This window comes from Micromonospora humidisoli, assembly GCF_016900955.1.
Taxonomy (GTDB): domain Bacteria; phylum Actinomycetota; class Actinomycetes; order Mycobacteriales; family Micromonosporaceae; genus Micromonospora; species Micromonospora wenchangensis.
In genome coordinates this window covers 79,057-95,572 of record NZ_JAFEUO010000010.1, presented here as the reverse complement: position 1 = coordinate 95,572, position 16,516 = coordinate 79,057, and the positions used below count along the sequence as shown (strand labels likewise).

The window sequence follows — 16,516 nt, the reverse complement described above, 5'->3', positions numbered from 1 at the left end:
TGGCGTGCGTCCGGTCCTGCACAGCTACGCACTGCGCGACTATCCGCTGGAGCATGTGCTGCGGGTCGCCGCCGCCGACGGATGGCCGGCGATCGAACTGTCCTCGTGGCACTTCGACCCGGAGTTCGATGCCGACAACATCCGCACCGGCATCGCCACCGCCGTACGGATCGGTCGCCGGTACGGCGTGGAGGTGTTCTGCGCCGACTACTGGGCCGTCTTCACCGCCGCCGACGAGCGGGAACGCGCCATGTGGGTGGAGAAGGCGTGTCTGGTCGTCGACGCCTGCGCGGACAACGGCATCACGCTCGTCAACGGCGCCGGCGGGTGGCTGGTGCGCGACGGGACGGACTGGGACCGTGACTGGGCGGGCAACGGCAGCGCGTTGGCGTCCGACGTGCAGCGCGGGTGGGTCGCCGACTGCTACCACCGGGTGGCCGCGCATGCCGCCGAGCGGGGCGTACGCGTGGCGGTGGAGGTGCACCCCAACACGGTCCACGACACGGTGGCCGCCACCGCACACCTCCTCGACCTCGCCGGACACGACAACCTGGTCGTCACCCTCGATCCCGCCAACGCCGCCGCCCTCGGTGCCGACGACCGGGATCCCGCGGTCATCGACCTGGTGGCCGACCGGGTGGCCTTCTTCCATCTGAAGAACTGCCTGATCCGCGACGGTGTCACCGACTTCACCGTGGATGCCGCCGCCGGCGTCGTCGACAACTACCGGTGGCTGGCCCGGCTGGCGCAGATGCCGGCGGTGACCGACATCTGCGTGGAGTACTGCGGCGACGGTGATCCGCATCCACGGCTCGTTGCCGGCCGCCGGTACCTGGAGGACACCCTGCGGTTGGTGGCCGCCGACCGGGACTGAGCCCCGGCCCGGCGACGACCTGCGGCCCCGCCCTCCGGGGGCCTGGGGTGTCGTCGCCGGGTCGGGTCGCCCGGCGGACGGCGGCGTGGCCCCCGCGCGCCGGAGGACGCGCCGGATCGCCGCCCGTCCGGTCAGTAGACGAACGGCCAGCCGGCGGTGTCGTAGCCGAGCAGGTTGATGCCGAGCAACGACGTGCCGTTGTCGGCGTAGTAGTGGTAGACGAGCACCTCGGCGTCGGTGTCGGTGAACACCGCCTGGTGCCCGGGTCCGTGGATGCTGCCGTGCCCGGCGAGCACCTGGGTGCCACCGCCGGCGGTCATCGCCACCCCGTTGCGGTCGACGTACGGCCCGGTGACCGAGGTCGACCTGCCCACCATGACCCGGTAGGTGCTCGCCGCACCCTGGCAGCACCTGTCGAACGACACCCACAGGTAGTAGTGGTTGCCGTGCCTGACGATCACCGGGGCCTCGATGGCGCCGCCGTTGCGCCCGGCGATGCTGAGGATGGTCGTGTCGGAGCGTTTGCCGGTGGCCGGGTTCAGCGCCACCATCTTGATGCCGGACCAGAACGACCCGAAGCTGAGCCACCACCTGCCGGTGGCGTCGACGACCAGGTTCGGGTCGATGGCGTTGAAGGTGTCGGACGTGCGGGACTCGATCACCAGACCCTGGTTGGTCCAGCTGCCCGAGGTGCCGGTGGTGCTGGTGGCCAGGAAGATCGCCGACCGGTTGGAGCCGAACGTGGAGGCGGAGTAGTACAGCCAGTACCGGCCGTCGCGGTAGGTCAGGTCCGGTGCCCACAGGTTGCTGCTGCCGCCGGTGTACGTGGTGGTCCAGGGTGCGCCGTTGGGGAAGACCGTGCCGGCGTTGCGGAACGCGGTCCGGTCGGTGGAGGTCTTGAGCGCGATGTTGGTGCCGGTGTGCGCGACCAGGTAGCCGCCGCCGGGGCGGATCACGATCGTCGGGTCGTGCACCCCGACGTCCCCGGTGACCCGACCCGGTCCGGGGTAGGCGGCGGGTGGGGTGGTGGGGGTGGCCGCCACCCGGGGCGCGGCGGTCGAGGCCGACGGTGATCCGGTGGCGATGCCGGCGACCACCAGCACCGTCGACAGGGCGATCAACACCAGGCGGCGGACGGGTGCCGGGGGTACGGCGCGGAGCGTAGTGGTCATGACGGTTCCCTGGGTCGGGCGTCGGGCGGCCCGCTCGCAGGCCGTGCCGGTCGGGGCGTCCGCTGCGGCCGGCCCGACCGGGGCGGAACACCGTCGAGGATGTCACCTCGACGTTCCCTGGAAAGTTAACCTAAACATCGACGAGCGTCAACGAAATGGACATGGCCGGGCCGGTGCCGGTCACCGCTGGCGCAGGGTGGCCAGGGCGCCGCCCCAGGCCACCACCTGGTCGAGCATCCGGTGCAGGACCTCCACCTGGTTCCCGGCGGGCCGCACCTCGCCATCCGCGTCGATCTCGGTGAAGCAGTGCAGGCCGACCTGGTCGCGGACGTCGGCGACGTGCACTTCGGCCAGCACCAGCCGCAGGTGCTCGACGGCCCGGACGCCGCCGTTGAGGCCGTACCCCACGAATCCCGCCGACTTGTCGTGCCACTCGGCGTAGAGATAGTCGATCGCGTTCTTCAGCACGCCGGGATAGGAGTGGTTGTACTCCGGGGTGACGAAGACGTACCCGTCGTACGAAGCGACGGTCTCGGCCCAGCGGCGGGTGTGCGCGGCGGTGTAGTGCTCGGGGCCCATGGCTGCCGGCACCGACTCGTCGAGGTGCGGCAGGTCGTGGTCGGCCAGGTCGACGACCTCGTAGACCGCGTCGCCCCGCTCGGCGGCGAGCCGGTGGACCCAGCGGGCCACCGCCGCGCCCCGTCGTCCCGGGCGGGTGCTGCCGATGATGACGGCGATACGCATGAACTGGCCTCCTGATCGATGGAAGGTGAAGGTGCCCGGCGGTGTCCCGGTCACCGGACCCGCACCCGTCGCTGCGCGCGGGTCAGCCGGGCGGCGAGGACGAGGGCGACCAGCGCCATCCCGGTCAGCCACCAGAAGGTGACCCGGAAGGCCGCGGCGACCTCGGCGGCGGAGTCCGCGTCGGCCAGCGCGCCGGAGAGCACCACCGCGCACAGCGCGCTGCCGAGCGCGCCGCCGACCCGGGACAGGATGTTCACCTGCGAACTGGCGTCCGACATCTGGTCGGGCCGCACCCGGGCCAGCGCGGTGGAGACGGCGGGTGACCCGGCCAGCGCGAGACCGACGCCCCGAACGACCTGGAGCGCCTCGACGAGCACCGGGTCGGGGTCGGCCGGCAGCAGCGCCATCGGGACCGTGCCGACCACGACGACCGCCAGGCCGACCAGGGCCACGACGCCGCCACCGTGCTCGTCTGCCAACCGGCCGGCGAGGGGAAACGTCGCTGCGGCGCCGATGCTGAACGCCATCAGCAACAGCCCGGTGTCGACGATGCTCCGGCCCATCCCCAGCTGGAAGTAGAGCGGCATCACGATCAGTCCACCGAACAGGGCGGCGCCGGAGAAGGCGATGGTGCCCGCGGCGGCGGCGTAGACCGGGTCCCGCGCCAGGCGTAGGTCCATCAGCGGCTCGTCGGCGCGCAACGACCGGTGGACGAAGAGTGCCAACGCGACCAGTGCGGCCACCAGCGGCACCAGCACCGGCGGCGCGAGCAGCCCGCCGTGGTCCATCGCCCCGGCGACGGCGTAGGTGAGCAACGGCAGCCCGAGCGCGACCAGCAGCAGGGCCGGCAGGTCGAGCCGGCCGGCCCGACCGGCCTCGCCGCGCGGGACCAGCCGGAGCGCCAGCAGCAGTCCGACGATCCCGATCGGCACGTTGACCAGGAACATCCAGTGCCAGGAGAGGTGGTCGACGAGCAGGGCACCGATGATCGGCCCGAAAGCCGGGGCCAGGATCGACGGGACGCTGGCGACGGCGACGACCCGACCCATCCGCTCCCGGCCGGCGACCTGGCCGAGGATGGCCATTCCGGCGGGGATGAGCAGTCCGCCGGTGAGCCCCTGGAGCACCCGGGTGACGATGAGCATGTCGGCACTGCGGGCGAACGCGCACGCTGCGGAGGTGAGCGTGAACCCGGCCAGCGACCAGAGCCAGAGCCGACCGGGCCCGATCCGCCGGCTGAGCCAGCCGCAGACCGGCAGTGTCGCGGCGAGTGCCAGCAGGTAGCCGCTACTGATCCACTGTGCCTCGGTCAACGAGGCGCCCAGGTCGCGCCCGATGGTCTCGATGCCCACGTTGACCAGCGAGGTGTCGAGGCCGGTCAGTACGGAGCCCGAGGCCAGGACGGCCGCGATCCACCACACCGGGACAGGCGCCGCCGCAGCGGGCACCCGCCCCGGCGCGGGTGCCGTGTCCGCGTTCCCGCCGGCTGCCGCCATCACCACCCCCGACCCAATATTGTTGGACCTCCAACGATATCAGAGAATCATTGGAGCTCCAACGTTTGGGTACACTGGGCGGGTGACAGAGCGGACCGAACTCGCACCGGGGGCACCGCCGGCCCGGCTCCGACGGCTGACCAGCTGGCTGCTCCACCATGCGGCGGCCCGCGCCAACCGGGTCGTCACCCGGCACCTGGACCGTCCCGCCGACCGGATGCGGTACGCCATCCTCGCCGCGCTCGACGAGTTCGGCGACACCAGCCAGGCGGACCTGTGCCGCCGGCTCGGCATCGACCGGGGCGACGCCGTCGACACGCTCAACGGGATGGAGGCCGAGGGACTGCTGCGCCGCGAGCCGGACCCGGCGGACCGGCGTCGCAACGTCGTGCACGTCACCGCCGCCGGGACCGCCCGGATGCGGGAGCTGGACGCCCTGGTCGACGCCGCCCAGGACGAACTGCTCAGCGGACTCACCCCGGCCGAACGCGCCCGGCTCAGCCGCCTCCTGCACCGCCTGGTCGACCTGCCGCCGAGCTGACCGGCAGGCCATCGCCGGGCCGGCCGCGCCGAGCAGGCAGCGCTGGGCCGGCCCGGACGCCGTCGGCCGGGCCGGCCCAGCACCCGGATCAGACCGGGACGACCCGGTTGTCCACGATCGAGGTGAACGTCGACTCGGGAGCGATGAGACCCCACTTCACCATCCACCGGTAGGTGCGCTCGAACTCGGCCTCCGGGTACGGCTCCGGGTCGACGTAGCGCAACCGGCCCAGCCGGAAGTCCGCCGGCTCCAGCTTCACCAGGTCCTCGGGCACCTCGGCGACGAAGTGGTGCAGGTACGGCCGGATGTCCTCGTTGATCTTCGCGACGGCTCGGCGGACGGCCCGGTCGACGGCGGCGAAGGTTTCCGGGTCGACATCGGCGCTGGCGATCTCCGAGCCGACGTAGAACGCCTCGGTGATCAGTACGTAACCGAGCTTCTCGGCGGCGGTGGTCCACGGCTCCATCAGCGCGACCGCGTCGATCTCGCCGTCGCGCAGCTTGCGGAACCGTTCGGCCGGCCCGCCGGCGTGCACCACCTTGATCTCGTCGGGGTCCAGGAAACCCTCCAGGGACTGGATGGCCAGGTAGTGCGAGCCGTGGTGGAAGTTGACGCCGACGGTCCTGCCGGCCAGGGCCTGCGGATGCTTGATGCCGGAGTCGGGCCGGACGAAGATCGCCTGGCTGGCCACGGAGGCCCGCTTGGCGATGATCTGGCCGCCGCGTCCGCTGTCGTGGGAGCGGCGGATCTGCCCCCACTCGCAGGCCCGGTAGAGGGAGACGTCGCCGCTCTCGAACGGCGTGGAGATGCCGCCGAACGAGCTGACCAGCTCGTGCTCCTCGATCGGCTTGAGCACCGCGTCGTACGAGCCGGGGGCGACCAGTTCCAGGTCGATGCCCTCCTCGGCGAAGTAGCCGTGCTCCAGGCCGACGAGGTACGGCAGGGTGAAGATGGCGCCGCTGCGGACGCTCCTGACCTTCTTGAGTGTCACCGGGGTGGTCCCTTCTGCTTCGTTGTTGTGCGTTAGCTGGCGGTTGTCGCGGTCGGTGGTGCCGTCGGCGCGTCCTCGATCCCCACCACCTCCTCTCCCACCGGCCGGTCCGGTGGCGGCCGGAACAGCCGCCACGTCGCGTACGCGCAGTACGCGGCGGTCACCGCCACCAGCGCGTACGCGACGCGCAGGGCGGTGGTGAAGTCGTCGCCGGCCTCGGCGGCGACCCGGGCAATGTCGTCGGTCGGCTGGCCGGTCAGGGCCAGCACCGAGACCACCACCGCGCCGAGGACGGCGACGCCGAGGTTGGTGCCGATCTGCCGGGAGGCGCTGGTGATGGCGCTGGCCACCCCGGCCCGCTCCCGGGGCAGGCTGTTCACGGCCGTGTTGGTGGCCGGCGGGTTGACCAGGCCCATGCCCGCCCCGAGCAGGAGATAGCCGACGAGCAGCGGGGCCAGGCCCGCGTCGGCGGTGACGGTCAGGGCGAGCAGGGTCATCGACGCCACGAACGCCAGGTGCCCGACGGTGGCGGGCCGCCGGCCGCCGTACCGGCCCACGATCCGGCCGGAGACGTTGGCCAGCACCAGCGTGCCGAGGGTGGTGGGCAGGGTGAGCAGGCCGGTGGCCAGCGGGCTGAACCCGCGTACCTGTTGCAGGTAGAACGTGTTGACGAAGGTGAAGCCGCCCAGCGTCAGGTAGGCCACGACCGCCGTGAGCACCGCGCCACGCAGCGCGGGGATCGCCAGGTGGCGTGGGTCGAGCACCGGGTCGGGGCGGCGGCGGGCGGCCGGCAGGTAGCCCACGGCGGCGGCCACCGCCACGGCCACGGCGACCAGGACGGGCCCGGTCAGCCAGCCCCGGCTCGGGCCGTCGATCAGCGCGAACGTGAAGCCGACCAGCACCAGGGCGGCCAGCGTGTTGCCCAACGCGTCGAGGCGGCGGGGTGGGCCGTCGACGACGCCCGGCGGCAGCAGCCGGGTGCCCAGGTACAGCAGCGCCGCGCCGCCGACGCTCACGGCGAACAGGCTGCGCCAGCCGGCGGCCTGCACCAGCACCCCGCCGACCAGGGGTCCGCAGGCGGCCGACACCCCGGCCGTCGCGCTCCAGGTGCCCAGCGCCCGGCCGCGGTGTACCGCGTCGGGGAACAGGTTGGCGATGAGGGCGAGGGCGGGCGGGGCCATCAACGCTCCCCCGACGCCCTGCACGCCCCGGGCGGCGATCAGGGCGGGCGCGTGCGGGGCCGCCCCGCACAGCACCGACCCCACAGCGAACACCAGCAGCCCGACCCGGAACGTCCGCCGCCGCCCGTACCGGTCGGCGACCGCACCGCAGAGCAGGGTGAGGCTGGCCCGCACCAGCGCGTTGCTGGTCGCCACCCACTGCAACTCGGTCGTGCTCAGCCGCAGTTCGCGGTGCACCGACGGCAGGGCCAGGTTCAACGCCGCGCCGTCGAGGACGCCGAGGAACAGCGTCCCGCAGCACACCAGCAGGGCGGCGCGGCGGCGCCGGGGCAGGGACATCGCCGGCTCAGAGCTTCTCGTACACCGGCTTGGCGGCCCGCTTCTTCAGCACGCCGACCTCGACGGCCAGGTCGATCTGCTTCTCCAGGTTGGCGAAGACGGTGTCGTCCCACACGTCGGCGTAGACGGGGGCGAGCCGTTCCGGCAGTAGTTCGATGGCCTTCTTCTCGGTGGCGGGGACGCCGTAGTCGGCGTGGTACCTCCCGATCAGGGTGGGGTCCTGCTTGATCAGTTGCCAGGCTTCCAGGGTGAAGTCGACGTACGCCCTGGCGGTCTCCCGGTGGGCGGCCAGCCAGTCGCGGCGGACGGCGGTGCCGTTGAGGAACAGCGGGCTGCGCTCGCCGGTGCCCTTACGCCACAGCTCGTCGACGGAGGCGAGCTGCCGGTTGCCGGAGCCGACCAGGCGGGTGGCGTTGGGTTCGATGGCGATGATCGCGTCGAGGTCGCCGCGTTCGTACAGCGCGAGGTTGGCGATGGGCTGCCCGGTGAACAGCTTGAACTCCCGGTCGAAGCGGATGCCGTTGACGGCTGCGGCGAGCGCCGCCGCCCGGTAGGTGTCGCTGCTGGGTGGCTGTACGCCGACCTTCCTGCCCTTCAGGTCGGCGATGCTCTGGTAGGGACTGTCGGCGGGGACGATCCAGCGGCCGTGGTTCCACAGGGACGGTCCGACGATGACCACGTCGTGGCCGCTGGTGTTGACCTCGGTCGCGCCCAGCGGGCCGAAGGCGTAGATGTCGAGCACGCCGGTGAGCAACTGTTCCTGTCCCGCGCCCGGACCGCCGCCGGCCTTGCGGTCGAGGCGGAGCCCGTGTTTGGCCTCCAGGCCGAACTGCTCGGCCACGGAGTCGCGGATCGCCCCCGCCGTGCCGGGGCTGCGGGGCTGTACCTTGGCGCTGCGGGTGCCGGCGGCGGCCGGCTCGTCGGTGCCGCAGGCGCTCAGCAGGGTGGCCGCGCCGGCGCCGCCGGCGACAAGCCCGGCGGCACGCAGCAGGGATCGTCGGGTGAGGGGTGTCGTGGACACGGGGGTTCCTTCCAGGTGGTTCAGGGGTGCCCCGGCTCGCGGGGTGAGGGTGGCGGGCCGGTGGCCGCGCCGAGGGGTGGGGCGGGTTCAGGTGAGGGCGGCGACGATGCGGCGATGCACGTCGAACAGGTCGGGGTCCTCGGGGCTGCGGGGGCGCGGGCGGTCGATGCGGTACTCCCCGACCACCTCGGCGGGGCGTCCGCCGAGCACCACCACCCGGTCGGCGAGGAACGCGGCCTCCAGCGCGTTGTGGGTGACCAGCAGGCCGGTGCGCGGGGTGCGCAGCCAGAGCTGTTGCAACAGCAGCCGCAGGCGGCGGGCGGTCAGCTCGTCCAGCGCGCTGAACGGCTCGTCGAGCAGCAGCACCTCGGGGCGGACGACGAACGCGCGGGCCACGGCGACGCGTTGACGTTGCCCACCGGAGAGCACCGACGGGTACGACCGGGCGTACTCGGTCAGGCCGACGGCGTCGAGGATCGGGGCGACCTCGGCGGGGTCGACCCCGGCCGCCGTGGCGGCGAGCCGCACGTTGGTCCCGACGGAGGTCCAGTCGAGCAGCCGGGGCTGCTGGAACACCATGCCGAGGCGGGGCCGTCCGCCGCCGGTGGAGACGGTGCCCGCGTCGGGGCGTTCCAGGCCGGCGATCAGGTGCATCAGGGTGGTCTTGCCGGTGCCGGAGCCGCCGACCACGGCGACCAGTTCGTCGGGGGCGAGGGTGAGGGAGAAGTCGCGGAAGATCTGTTGCCGTTCGCCGGTGCGCCGGCTGGTGAACGCCTTGTCGACGCCGTCGACGCTGATCCGGACGCTCATCGCAGCGCCACCCGCCGCCAGCGCACCGAGCGGCGTTCCAGGGTCTGTAGCAGCCCGTACTCGATGGCGGCCATGACCAGGGCGAAGGCGACGGTCCAGGCGAGCACGCCGGCCACGTTGTGCTGGGAGAACTCCAGGTTGAGCTGGTAGCCGACGCCGTCGGCGAGGCCGAAGATCTCCACCAGCACGATGACCTTCCAGGCCATCGCGATGCCCAGGCGCGCCCCGGTGAACAGGTCGGGGACGATGGCGGGCAGCCACACGTAGCGCAGTCGGGTCAGCGCGTCGAACCGGTAGACGTGGGCCATCTCGCCCAGCGCCGGGTCGACCGACCGGACGCCCTGCGCGACGTTGATGGTCAGTGCGGGGGCCGCCGCGAGTGCGACGGTGAGGACGGGGTTGAGCAGGCTCACCCCGAACCAGATGACGCACAGCAGGGCTTTGACCAGGCCGGGGGTGGCCAGTCCGATGAGCACGGCGGGCTCCAGGAAGCGGCGCAGCCATTCGCTGCGGCCCATCGCGATGCCGGCGGCGACGGAGACGACGAAGGCCGCCGCGAAGCCGAGCACGACGCGGGTGAGGGTGACCCGGACGTTCTCCGCCAGCGCGCCGCTGGTGGTGATGTCGGCCAGGTTGCGGGCGACCGCGCCGAGGCCGGGGATCAGGGCGCTGTCGGCGGTCTGTGCCATGAGCTGCCAGCCGGCCGCGAGCAGGCCGACGAGCAGCAGCGCGGGCAGTGGCCGGGTGAGGCGCGCGGCGACGCCGGTGACGGGTGGACGGTCCGGCGGTGCGGGTGACCGCCCGCCGCCGAGCACGACCTCCTCGACGCCGACGGGGTGCGTGACGGTCATCGACATCCCATCCTTCGGTACATGGGCCGCGTCGTTCTCGACGCCGGCAGACCGGTGACCAGCACGACAATGCCAGCCCGTTCATTTCCTATCCTGCCGATAGGATTAGTAGGCTTGCAATGACCTTCTCACCTGACGGGATACACCTTGTGGGGTAGTCGACCGAGCGCAACGGGTAACCGTCGCCGACCGGAGGCGTCCCGGGTCGGGCCTCCGGTCGGGCCGTCCGCCGGGAGGACCGGGCCGGACGGGAGGCGGGCGGGCGGATGGACCACGGGACCCGCGTGCACACACGGACGGCCGGTGTGACCGCGGCTCCGAGGGGAGGCGGTCACACCGGCCGGTGTGACGGTCGGGTCAGGAGACGACGCAGCTGACCCCGTTGAGGGTGAAGGAGGCGGGCCGGCCGGTGTTGCCGGTGTGGGTGGCCTGGAAGCCGATCTCGGTGGAGCCACCGGCCGCCAGCGTCCCGTTGTACGAGACGTTGCGGGCGGAGACCTGGCCGCTGGTGCCGGTGTAGGTGGCGTTCCAGCCGTTGGTGAGCGTCTGCCCGGCGGGCAGGGTGAAGGCCAGGGTCCACCCGTCGATCGCCGACGTGCCGAGGTTGGTGATGCGGATGCTGGCGGTGAACCCGTCGTTCCAGGAGTTCATCGTGTAGCCCACCGCACAGTCACCGGACTGGCCCGGCGGCGGCGTGGTGGGGGGAGGCGTGGTCGGCGGGGGCGTGGTGGGCGGCGGCGTGGTGGGCGGCGGCGTGGTGGGCGGCGGCGTGGTGGGGGGCGGGGTGGTCGGCGGCGTGGTGGTGAAGGTGATGTTCGAGACGTAGGAGTTGATGTTCCAGCTCGCGTCCGAGTCGGTCTGGCTGGTGACCGGTCGACCCTGGACGGTGAAGTTGGTGAAGTGCACCCCGCTGATGTTGACCGTCGAGGAGCGTCCGTGCAGGTTGACGACCTTCTTCACGTCCGAGGAGACGTTGGTGAAGTAGGCGTTGCGGATCGTCGAGGTGTTCTTCACCGTCCGCCAGGACGGCGGCCGGTCCTCCTGGAGGTCGATCAGACTGTCGGTCTGTTCGACCCGGACGTCCTCCCACCGGGTGTTGGACACGACGGCGGTGTCGACGGCGTCGATCACCATCGAGCGCCCCGCCTTCACCACGTCGATGTCGCGGAAGACGATCCCGTCCATCGACGTGCCCTCGGTCTTGGTGCCGATCTTCGCGCAGGCGGAGTTGCTGTAGCAGACGACGTGCTCGTGGACGACGTTCCTGGTGTTGACGATGCCACTGGCGAACTCGTTCTTGGTCGCCATGTTGTCGTCGCCGGTGTAGAGGAACGCGTTCGACAGCAGGCTGTTGGTCGACTCGTCGAAGTCCACCCCGTCGGTGTTGTTGTACCCCGAGTTCGGCCGGCAGTTGATCAGCTTGTAGTTCCTGATGGTGACCCGGTCGCTGCGGTAGACGAGGGTGTTCCAGTAGCTGGAGTCACGGACGGTGACGCCGTCGACCAGGACGTCGGAGCTCTCCTCGATCTTCAGCACGGCCAGGTTGATGCCCTGGGCCCGCAGGTACTTGCCGTTGCCGTCGATGACCCCACGGCCCAGCAGTTTCGCGTTGCGCACCTGGTACATCCGCAGCGAGGCGTGCTGCATGCCCTCGATGTTCACCCCGCCGCTGCCGGTGTTGAAGTCCGCCTTCTGGTTCGAGCCGTAGAGGACGGCACCGGCGGCCAGGTAGAGGGTCATGTTGCTCTTCATCCACAGCTCACCGACCTGGTAACGGCCCGGCGGCACGTACAGGATGTTCCGGGTGGCCCCGGACGCGGCGTTGATGGCGCTCTGGATCTTGGAGGTGACCAGCGTTCCCCCGGTGTTGTCGACGCCGTAGTCGGCCAGGTTCTTGACGTCGGCGTCACCCACCTGCGGCGCGTCCGCCTCGGGCGCGTCGATCAGGACGAACAGCAGCTCCTTGGCGTCGAACTGGACGATCAGGTAGTTGGGGCCGCTGGTGAAGCTGATCGTGTTGCCGCTGCGGGCGACGGCGAGTTTCCGGCTCTTGGGGCTGACGGTGTACGAACTGAAGCTCTCGGCGACGGTGACCGAGAACTGGGCGGTCCCCGCCGCCGCCATCGAGCAGTGCGCGTAGTGCACCTGCATCTCCGGGGCGTACTTGGTCATCTTCTCGACGAACAGCGGGTTGGCGTCCGCCGTGACGGTGTAGAGCGTGCTCTTCGTCGCGCCGCGCAGGGCGGGGTCGGCGACGCAGCCGCCGGCGGCCGCACCTGACGAGCCGTTCGCGGCCGCCGCGGTCGCACCGTGGACCGGTGCCACCACCGCGCCCGTCGCGACACCGCCGACGGCGAGGAGAGCGATCGTTGCCCAGATCGCGAGGCGTCTGTTCTTCATGGGGACCCTTCTCGGGAATGGATTGGGTGCCGCCCGGACGACCGCCGCCGCTCGAACACCGATACCGACACCGGCGCCGGCACCGGGGCGACCGCCGCCCGGGTGGGGCGGGATCCGCCCCCGTCCCGACGAGCCCTTCCGGGTCGCGATGTTTTCGTCGCGGCGGGGAAACGGAGCCGACAAAGGACCCCGTCAAGAAACATTTCCATAGCGGACACTACGCTTGACATGGATGTTCGTCAATTGGGAGGAGCCCAGCTCCTGGAAACTATCGGCGTGAAAGAGGAAACTTTCCGATCGATCACGCTGATGCCGGCGGCGGTTCGGGGCGGCGAGGAAGCGCGACGGCGAACCGTCGTCCTCCGGCGGTCGGGGCGACGAACCGGTCGGGTGCCGGCGGCCGCCCGACACCCGCCGGGCCGGGAACACCGACCCGCCGCGCACCCACCGTCACCGCGTCGTAGTCGGCGGCGGGCGGCACCCGCCACCGGCGGCGACGCCGGTTCGACATCGGCTATTGACGTCGCCGTAACAGGGGGCTTAGCGTCTGTCGAACCGCTTCGTCGAACCGCTTCGACGATCATTTCCGTGCGGTTCGACGCTGCCCGGGGAGGTGCGCGATGGCCACCATGCACGACGTCGCCCGCCTGGCGCAGGTCTCGGTCAGCACCGTGTCCTACGTTCTCACCGGGGCCCGGCCGATCTCACAGGCCACCCGGGCCAAGGTGCTCGCCGCCATGGCCCAGCTCGACTACCAGCCCAACGCGATGGCCCGGGGCCTGGCCAGCCGACGCAGCCGGATCCTGGGCCTGCTGCTGCCGATGGACGAGCGCGGGCTCGGCGCGACCGAGGCGGCGTTCGTCACCGGGGCCGCCGCGGCGGCCAGCGCCGTCGGCTACCACCTGGTGCTGTCGCCCGTCGGCGGGGGCGGCGACCTCGACGAGCTACGCCGGCTGGCCAGCCAGCGGATGTTCGACGGTGTCGTGCTGATGGAGGTGCAACTCGCCGACGAACGGGTCGACGCGCTCCAGCAGGCCGGGGTGCCGCTGGTGCTGATCGGGCGAACCGGGGACACCGACGCGCTCTCCTACGTCGACATCGACTTCGAGCAGACCGTGCGGGAGGCGGTGGCGCACCTGGTCGGCCTGGGGCACCGGCAGATCGTCTACGTCAACCACTCGGCCGAGACCCTGGCCAGCGGCTACGGGCCGGCGCTGCGGACCCGGGACGCGTTCGTCACGGCGATGACCGACCACGGCCTGGAGCCGGTCATGATCCCGGCGCAGGACAGCGCCGCCGGCGGGCGGGCCGCGCTGGCCGCCGCCGTCGCACGGGCACCGGGCCTGACCGCGGTGCTGGCCATGAACGAGACGGCGATCTTCGGCATCCTCGGCGAGTTGACCGCGCGGGGGCTGAGCGTGCCCGACGACGTGTCGGTGGTCTCGATGGTCACCTCGCCGCAGGTCGCCGAGCTGGCCACCCCGGCGCTGACCGCGATGACGTCGCCCGGCTCGGCGCTGGGTCGGATCGCGATCGAGGCGCTGGTACGCCACCTGGACGGGGCCGGCGACGAGCGCCACCAGCAGTTGCTGCCGTGCGCGTTGGAGATCCGGGGATCGACCGCAGCACCCCGAAGCCGTCACCCCGATGGGGGTTGACCAGGTAAAACGGCCCGTCGCCGCGCGGCAACGCGACGACGGACCCAGTGAAGTACCGGGCTCGATACTCAACGAGGAGGATAGCAATGCAGCGATTCCGCCGGATCGTCGCCGCGATCGCCCTGGCGGCCACCGCGACGACCACCGTGGCCGCGTGCGGCGGCGACGACAGCGGTGACGACAGCGGGGCCAAGACCCTCAAGCTGTGGCACTACGAGGGCGAGAACAGCGCGATGGGGGTCGGCTGGGCCAAGGCCATCGAGATCTTCAAGACCGAACACCCGGGCGTCGAGGTGCGCTTCGAACGCAAGGCGTTCGAGCAGATCCAGCAGAACGCCGGCATGATCATCAACTCGTCCGAGGGTCCGGACATCATGGAGTACAACAAGGGCAATGCGACGGCCGGCCTGCTGTCGTCCCAGGGCCTGCTCACCGACCTCAGCGACGAGGCCGACAAACGTGGCTGGGCCGGCAAGCTCAGCCCCAGCCTGCAGACCACCGCCCGGTACAGCGACAAGGGCGTGATGGGGTCGGGCAACTGGTTCGGCGTGCCGAACTACGGCGAGTACGTCACGGTCTATTACAACAAGGACCTGTTCGACCGCAATGGCGTCACGGTGCCGACCACGCTGGCCGAGTTGACCGCCGCGATGGACACCTTCGTCAGCAAGAAGATCACCCCGCTGGGCATGGCCGGCGCCGAGTACCCGGCCGGGCAGCTGTTCTACCAGCTGGCCCTGTCCAAGGCCGACCGGCAGTTCGTCGACAACTACCAGCTCTACAAGAACCCCGTCGACTTCAAGGCCGACCCGCTCAAGTACGGCGCGGACACCTTCGCCGAGTGGGTGCGCAAGGGCTACGTCGCCAAGGACTCGGCGAGCCTCAAGGCCGAGGACATGGGCACCGCGTTCATCGCGGGCAAGACCCCGATGATCGTCTCGGGCAGCTGGTGGTACGGCCGGTTCAAGGCCGAAATGAAGGCCAACTGGGACACCTTCCTGTTCCCGGGCAACACCCTCACCGCCGGCTCGTCCGGCAACCTCTGGGTCGTCCCGACCAACAGCAAGGCCAAGAGCCTGGCGTACGACTTCATCGACATCACCCTGCGTCCGGAGATCCAGGACCTGATCGGCAACAACGGCGGTATCCCGGTGGCCGGTGACCCCGCGAAGATCACCGACCCGAAGGACCGCAAGCTGATCGAGGACTTCAACACGGTCAGCAAGCAGGACGGCCTGGCCTTCTACCCGGACTGGCCGGTGCCCGGCTACTACGACGTGCTGGTCGGCGGGTTCCAGGCGCTGATCAACGGGTCCAAGTCCCCCGACCAGGTGCTCGACACGATCGCCAAGCCGTACGCCGACGGCGTCAAGGAGATCACCGGCAAGTGACACGGCGAGCGGCGGGCGCGACCGGCACGACCGGCGCGCCCGCCCACCCCCGCCCGGAAGGGTCCTCCATGACAGTCCCCGACACCGTCGCCGGCACCCCACCGGCGGCACCCCCGACCCCCTCCCCCGCGTCCCCACGCCGCCGCCGACACGACGGCCGCGACGCGGCGTACTGGCTCTATCTGCTCCCCGGGGCGGTGCTGTTCGTCCTGGTCATCGGCGTGCCGCTGGTCGGCACCGGCTACCTGTCGCTGACCCGCTGGTCGGGCGTCGGCGACCCCACCTTCGTCGGGTTGGACAACTACCGGCGGCTGCTGGACGACGACGTGTTCTGGGCGTCGTTCCGCAACACCGTGGCGATGATCGTCGCGATGGTGGTGGTACCGACCCTGCTCGGGCTGCTGCTCGCCTCGGTGCTCTTCGACGTCGTCGGGCGTCGGTTCCGGCCCCGGACGGCGGCGGCCCTGCGGGCCGCGTTCTACCTGCCGCAGGTGCTGCCCGTGGTGGTGGCCGGCATCGTCTGGGGCTGGATCCTGCGCCCCGACGGCGCGTTCAACAGTGTCCTCGACGTGGTCGGTCTCGGCGCGCTGCGCCACGACTGGCTGGGCGACCCGGACACCGCGCTGCCGGCGGTGATGGCGGTGATGATCTGGGTGCAGATCGGCTACCCGGTGGTCGTGTTCATGGCGGCGTTGCAGCGGGTCGACCCGGAGCTGTACGAGGCGGCCGAGGTCGACGGGGCGAACTGGCTGCACCGGTTCCGGGCGATCACCCTGCCGCAGATCCGGCCGGAGACCTTCGTGGTGGCCCTGACCTGCACAATCGCCGCGCTGAAGGTGTTCGGGCCGATCTTCGCGCTCACCCGGGGCGGCCCGGAGAACGCCACCAACGTGCCGTCGTACTTCGCCTACTACACGTTCTTCAAGAAGCTCCAGGTCGGCTACGGCTCGGCGATCTCCACGGTGCTCACGGCGATCATCGTGGTGGTGGCCGTGGCCTTCATCGTCGTGCAGGCCCGCAGCGAGCGCCGGGAACGGGGGCGTTGAG

13 protein-coding genes and 2 pseudogenes are annotated in these 16,516 nt (G+C 71.3%); 5 read left to right on the top strand and 10 right to left on the bottom strand.

The genetic code is table 11. The features are described from left to right. Window positions 1-4 precede the first annotated feature (4 nt). Entirely contained in the window at window positions 5-874 is an 870-nt protein-coding gene (locus tag JQN84_RS28810; protein ID WP_204961732.1) for a sugar phosphate isomerase/epimerase family protein, read from the top strand. 131 nt (window positions 875-1,005) lie between these two features. Here the strand turns inward: JQN84_RS28810 and JQN84_RS28805 are convergent, their stop codons facing one another. The 3 genes from JQN84_RS28805 to JQN84_RS28795 all read right to left on the bottom strand — a co-directional run bounded on the left by JQN84_RS28805 (window position 1,006) and on the right by JQN84_RS28795 (window position 4,211). Beyond that, window positions 1,006-2,046, bottom strand: a complete 1,041-nt coding sequence (locus JQN84_RS28805) for an arabinan endo-1,5-alpha-L-arabinosidase (RefSeq protein ID WP_204961731.1) — start codon at window positions 2,044-2,046, stop codon at window positions 1,006-1,008. 180 nt (window positions 2,047-2,226) lie between these two features. Further along, a complete protein-coding gene (locus JQN84_RS28800) occupies window positions 2,227-2,790 on the bottom strand; it encodes an NADPH-dependent FMN reductase (protein ID WP_204961730.1) in 564 nt (187 codons plus the stop codon). A 50-nt stretch (window positions 2,791-2,840) separates the two neighbouring features. Next, window positions 2,841-4,211, bottom strand: a complete 1,371-nt coding sequence (locus JQN84_RS28795; protein WP_307821469.1) for a DHA2 family efflux MFS transporter permease subunit — start codon at window positions 4,209-4,211, stop codon at window positions 2,841-2,843. 157 nt (window positions 4,212-4,368) lie between these two features. Between JQN84_RS28795 and JQN84_RS28790 the strand changes: the two genes are divergently transcribed. Continuing rightward, window positions 4,369-4,827, top strand: a complete 459-nt coding sequence (locus tag JQN84_RS28790; protein ID WP_204961728.1) for a MarR family winged helix-turn-helix transcriptional regulator — start codon at window positions 4,369-4,371, stop codon at window positions 4,825-4,827. Between the two features lie 88 nt (window positions 4,828-4,915). Here JQN84_RS28790 and JQN84_RS31785 read toward each other — a convergent pair whose 3' ends face one another. The 7 genes and pseudogenes from JQN84_RS31785 to JQN84_RS31780 form a co-directional block, all read right to left on the bottom strand. Further along, the gene (locus JQN84_RS31785) at window positions 4,916-5,818 is read right to left on the bottom strand and encodes an ABC transporter substrate-binding protein (protein ID WP_204961727.1); all 903 of its coding nucleotides are present in this window, start codon (window positions 5,816-5,818) and stop codon (window positions 4,916-4,918) included. Between the two features lie 32 nt (window positions 5,819-5,850). Continuing rightward, window positions 5,851-7,338, bottom strand: a complete 1,488-nt coding sequence (locus JQN84_RS28780) for an MFS transporter (protein ID WP_204961726.1) — start codon at window positions 7,336-7,338, stop codon at window positions 5,851-5,853. Between the two features lie 7 nt (window positions 7,339-7,345). After that, window positions 7,346-8,359 carry an ABC transporter substrate-binding protein gene (locus tag JQN84_RS28775; RefSeq protein WP_204961725.1) on the bottom strand — a complete coding sequence of 338 codons (1,014 nt, stop codon included), beginning with the start codon at window positions 8,357-8,359 and terminating at the stop codon, window positions 7,346-7,348. 87 nt (window positions 8,360-8,446) lie between these two features. Next, window positions 8,447-9,169 (bottom strand): ABC transporter ATP-binding protein, encoded by a 723-nt coding sequence (locus tag JQN84_RS28770; RefSeq protein WP_204961724.1) that lies wholly within the window; start codon window positions 9,167-9,169, stop codon window positions 8,447-8,449. Beyond that, window positions 9,166-10,020 carry an ABC transporter permease gene (locus tag JQN84_RS28765; RefSeq protein ID WP_204961723.1) on the bottom strand — a complete coding sequence of 285 codons (855 nt, stop codon included), beginning with the start codon at window positions 10,018-10,020 and terminating at the stop codon, window positions 9,166-9,168. The genes JQN84_RS28770 and JQN84_RS28765 overlap by 4 nt, the downstream gene beginning before the upstream one ends. 357 nt (window positions 10,021-10,377) lie before the next feature. After that, window positions 10,378-10,812, bottom strand: a pseudogene (locus tag JQN84_RS28760) (cellulose binding domain-containing protein); the annotation flags it as partial. 84 nt (window positions 10,813-10,896) lie between these two features. Further along, a pseudogene (locus JQN84_RS31780) lies at window positions 10,897-12,144 on the bottom strand (glycosyl hydrolase family 28 protein); the annotation flags it as partial. An 896-nt stretch (window positions 12,145-13,040) separates the two neighbouring features. Here JQN84_RS31780 and JQN84_RS28755 point away from each other — a divergent pair. The 3 genes from JQN84_RS28755 (at window position 13,041) to JQN84_RS28745 (ending at window position 16,515) form a co-directional block, all read left to right on the top strand. Then, window positions 13,041-14,078 carry a LacI family DNA-binding transcriptional regulator gene (locus JQN84_RS28755; protein WP_204961722.1) on the top strand — a complete coding sequence of 346 codons (1,038 nt, stop codon included), beginning with the start codon at window positions 13,041-13,043 and terminating at the stop codon, window positions 14,076-14,078. 86 nt (window positions 14,079-14,164) lie between these two features. After that, a complete protein-coding gene (locus JQN84_RS28750; protein WP_204961721.1) occupies window positions 14,165-15,469 on the top strand; it encodes an ABC transporter substrate-binding protein in 1,305 nt (434 codons plus the stop codon). Between the two features lie 68 nt (window positions 15,470-15,537). Next, window positions 15,538-16,515, top strand: a complete 978-nt coding sequence (locus JQN84_RS28745) for a carbohydrate ABC transporter permease (RefSeq protein WP_204961720.1) — start codon at window positions 15,538-15,540, stop codon at window positions 16,513-16,515. The last annotated feature ends 1 nt before the right edge of the window (window position 16,516 follow it).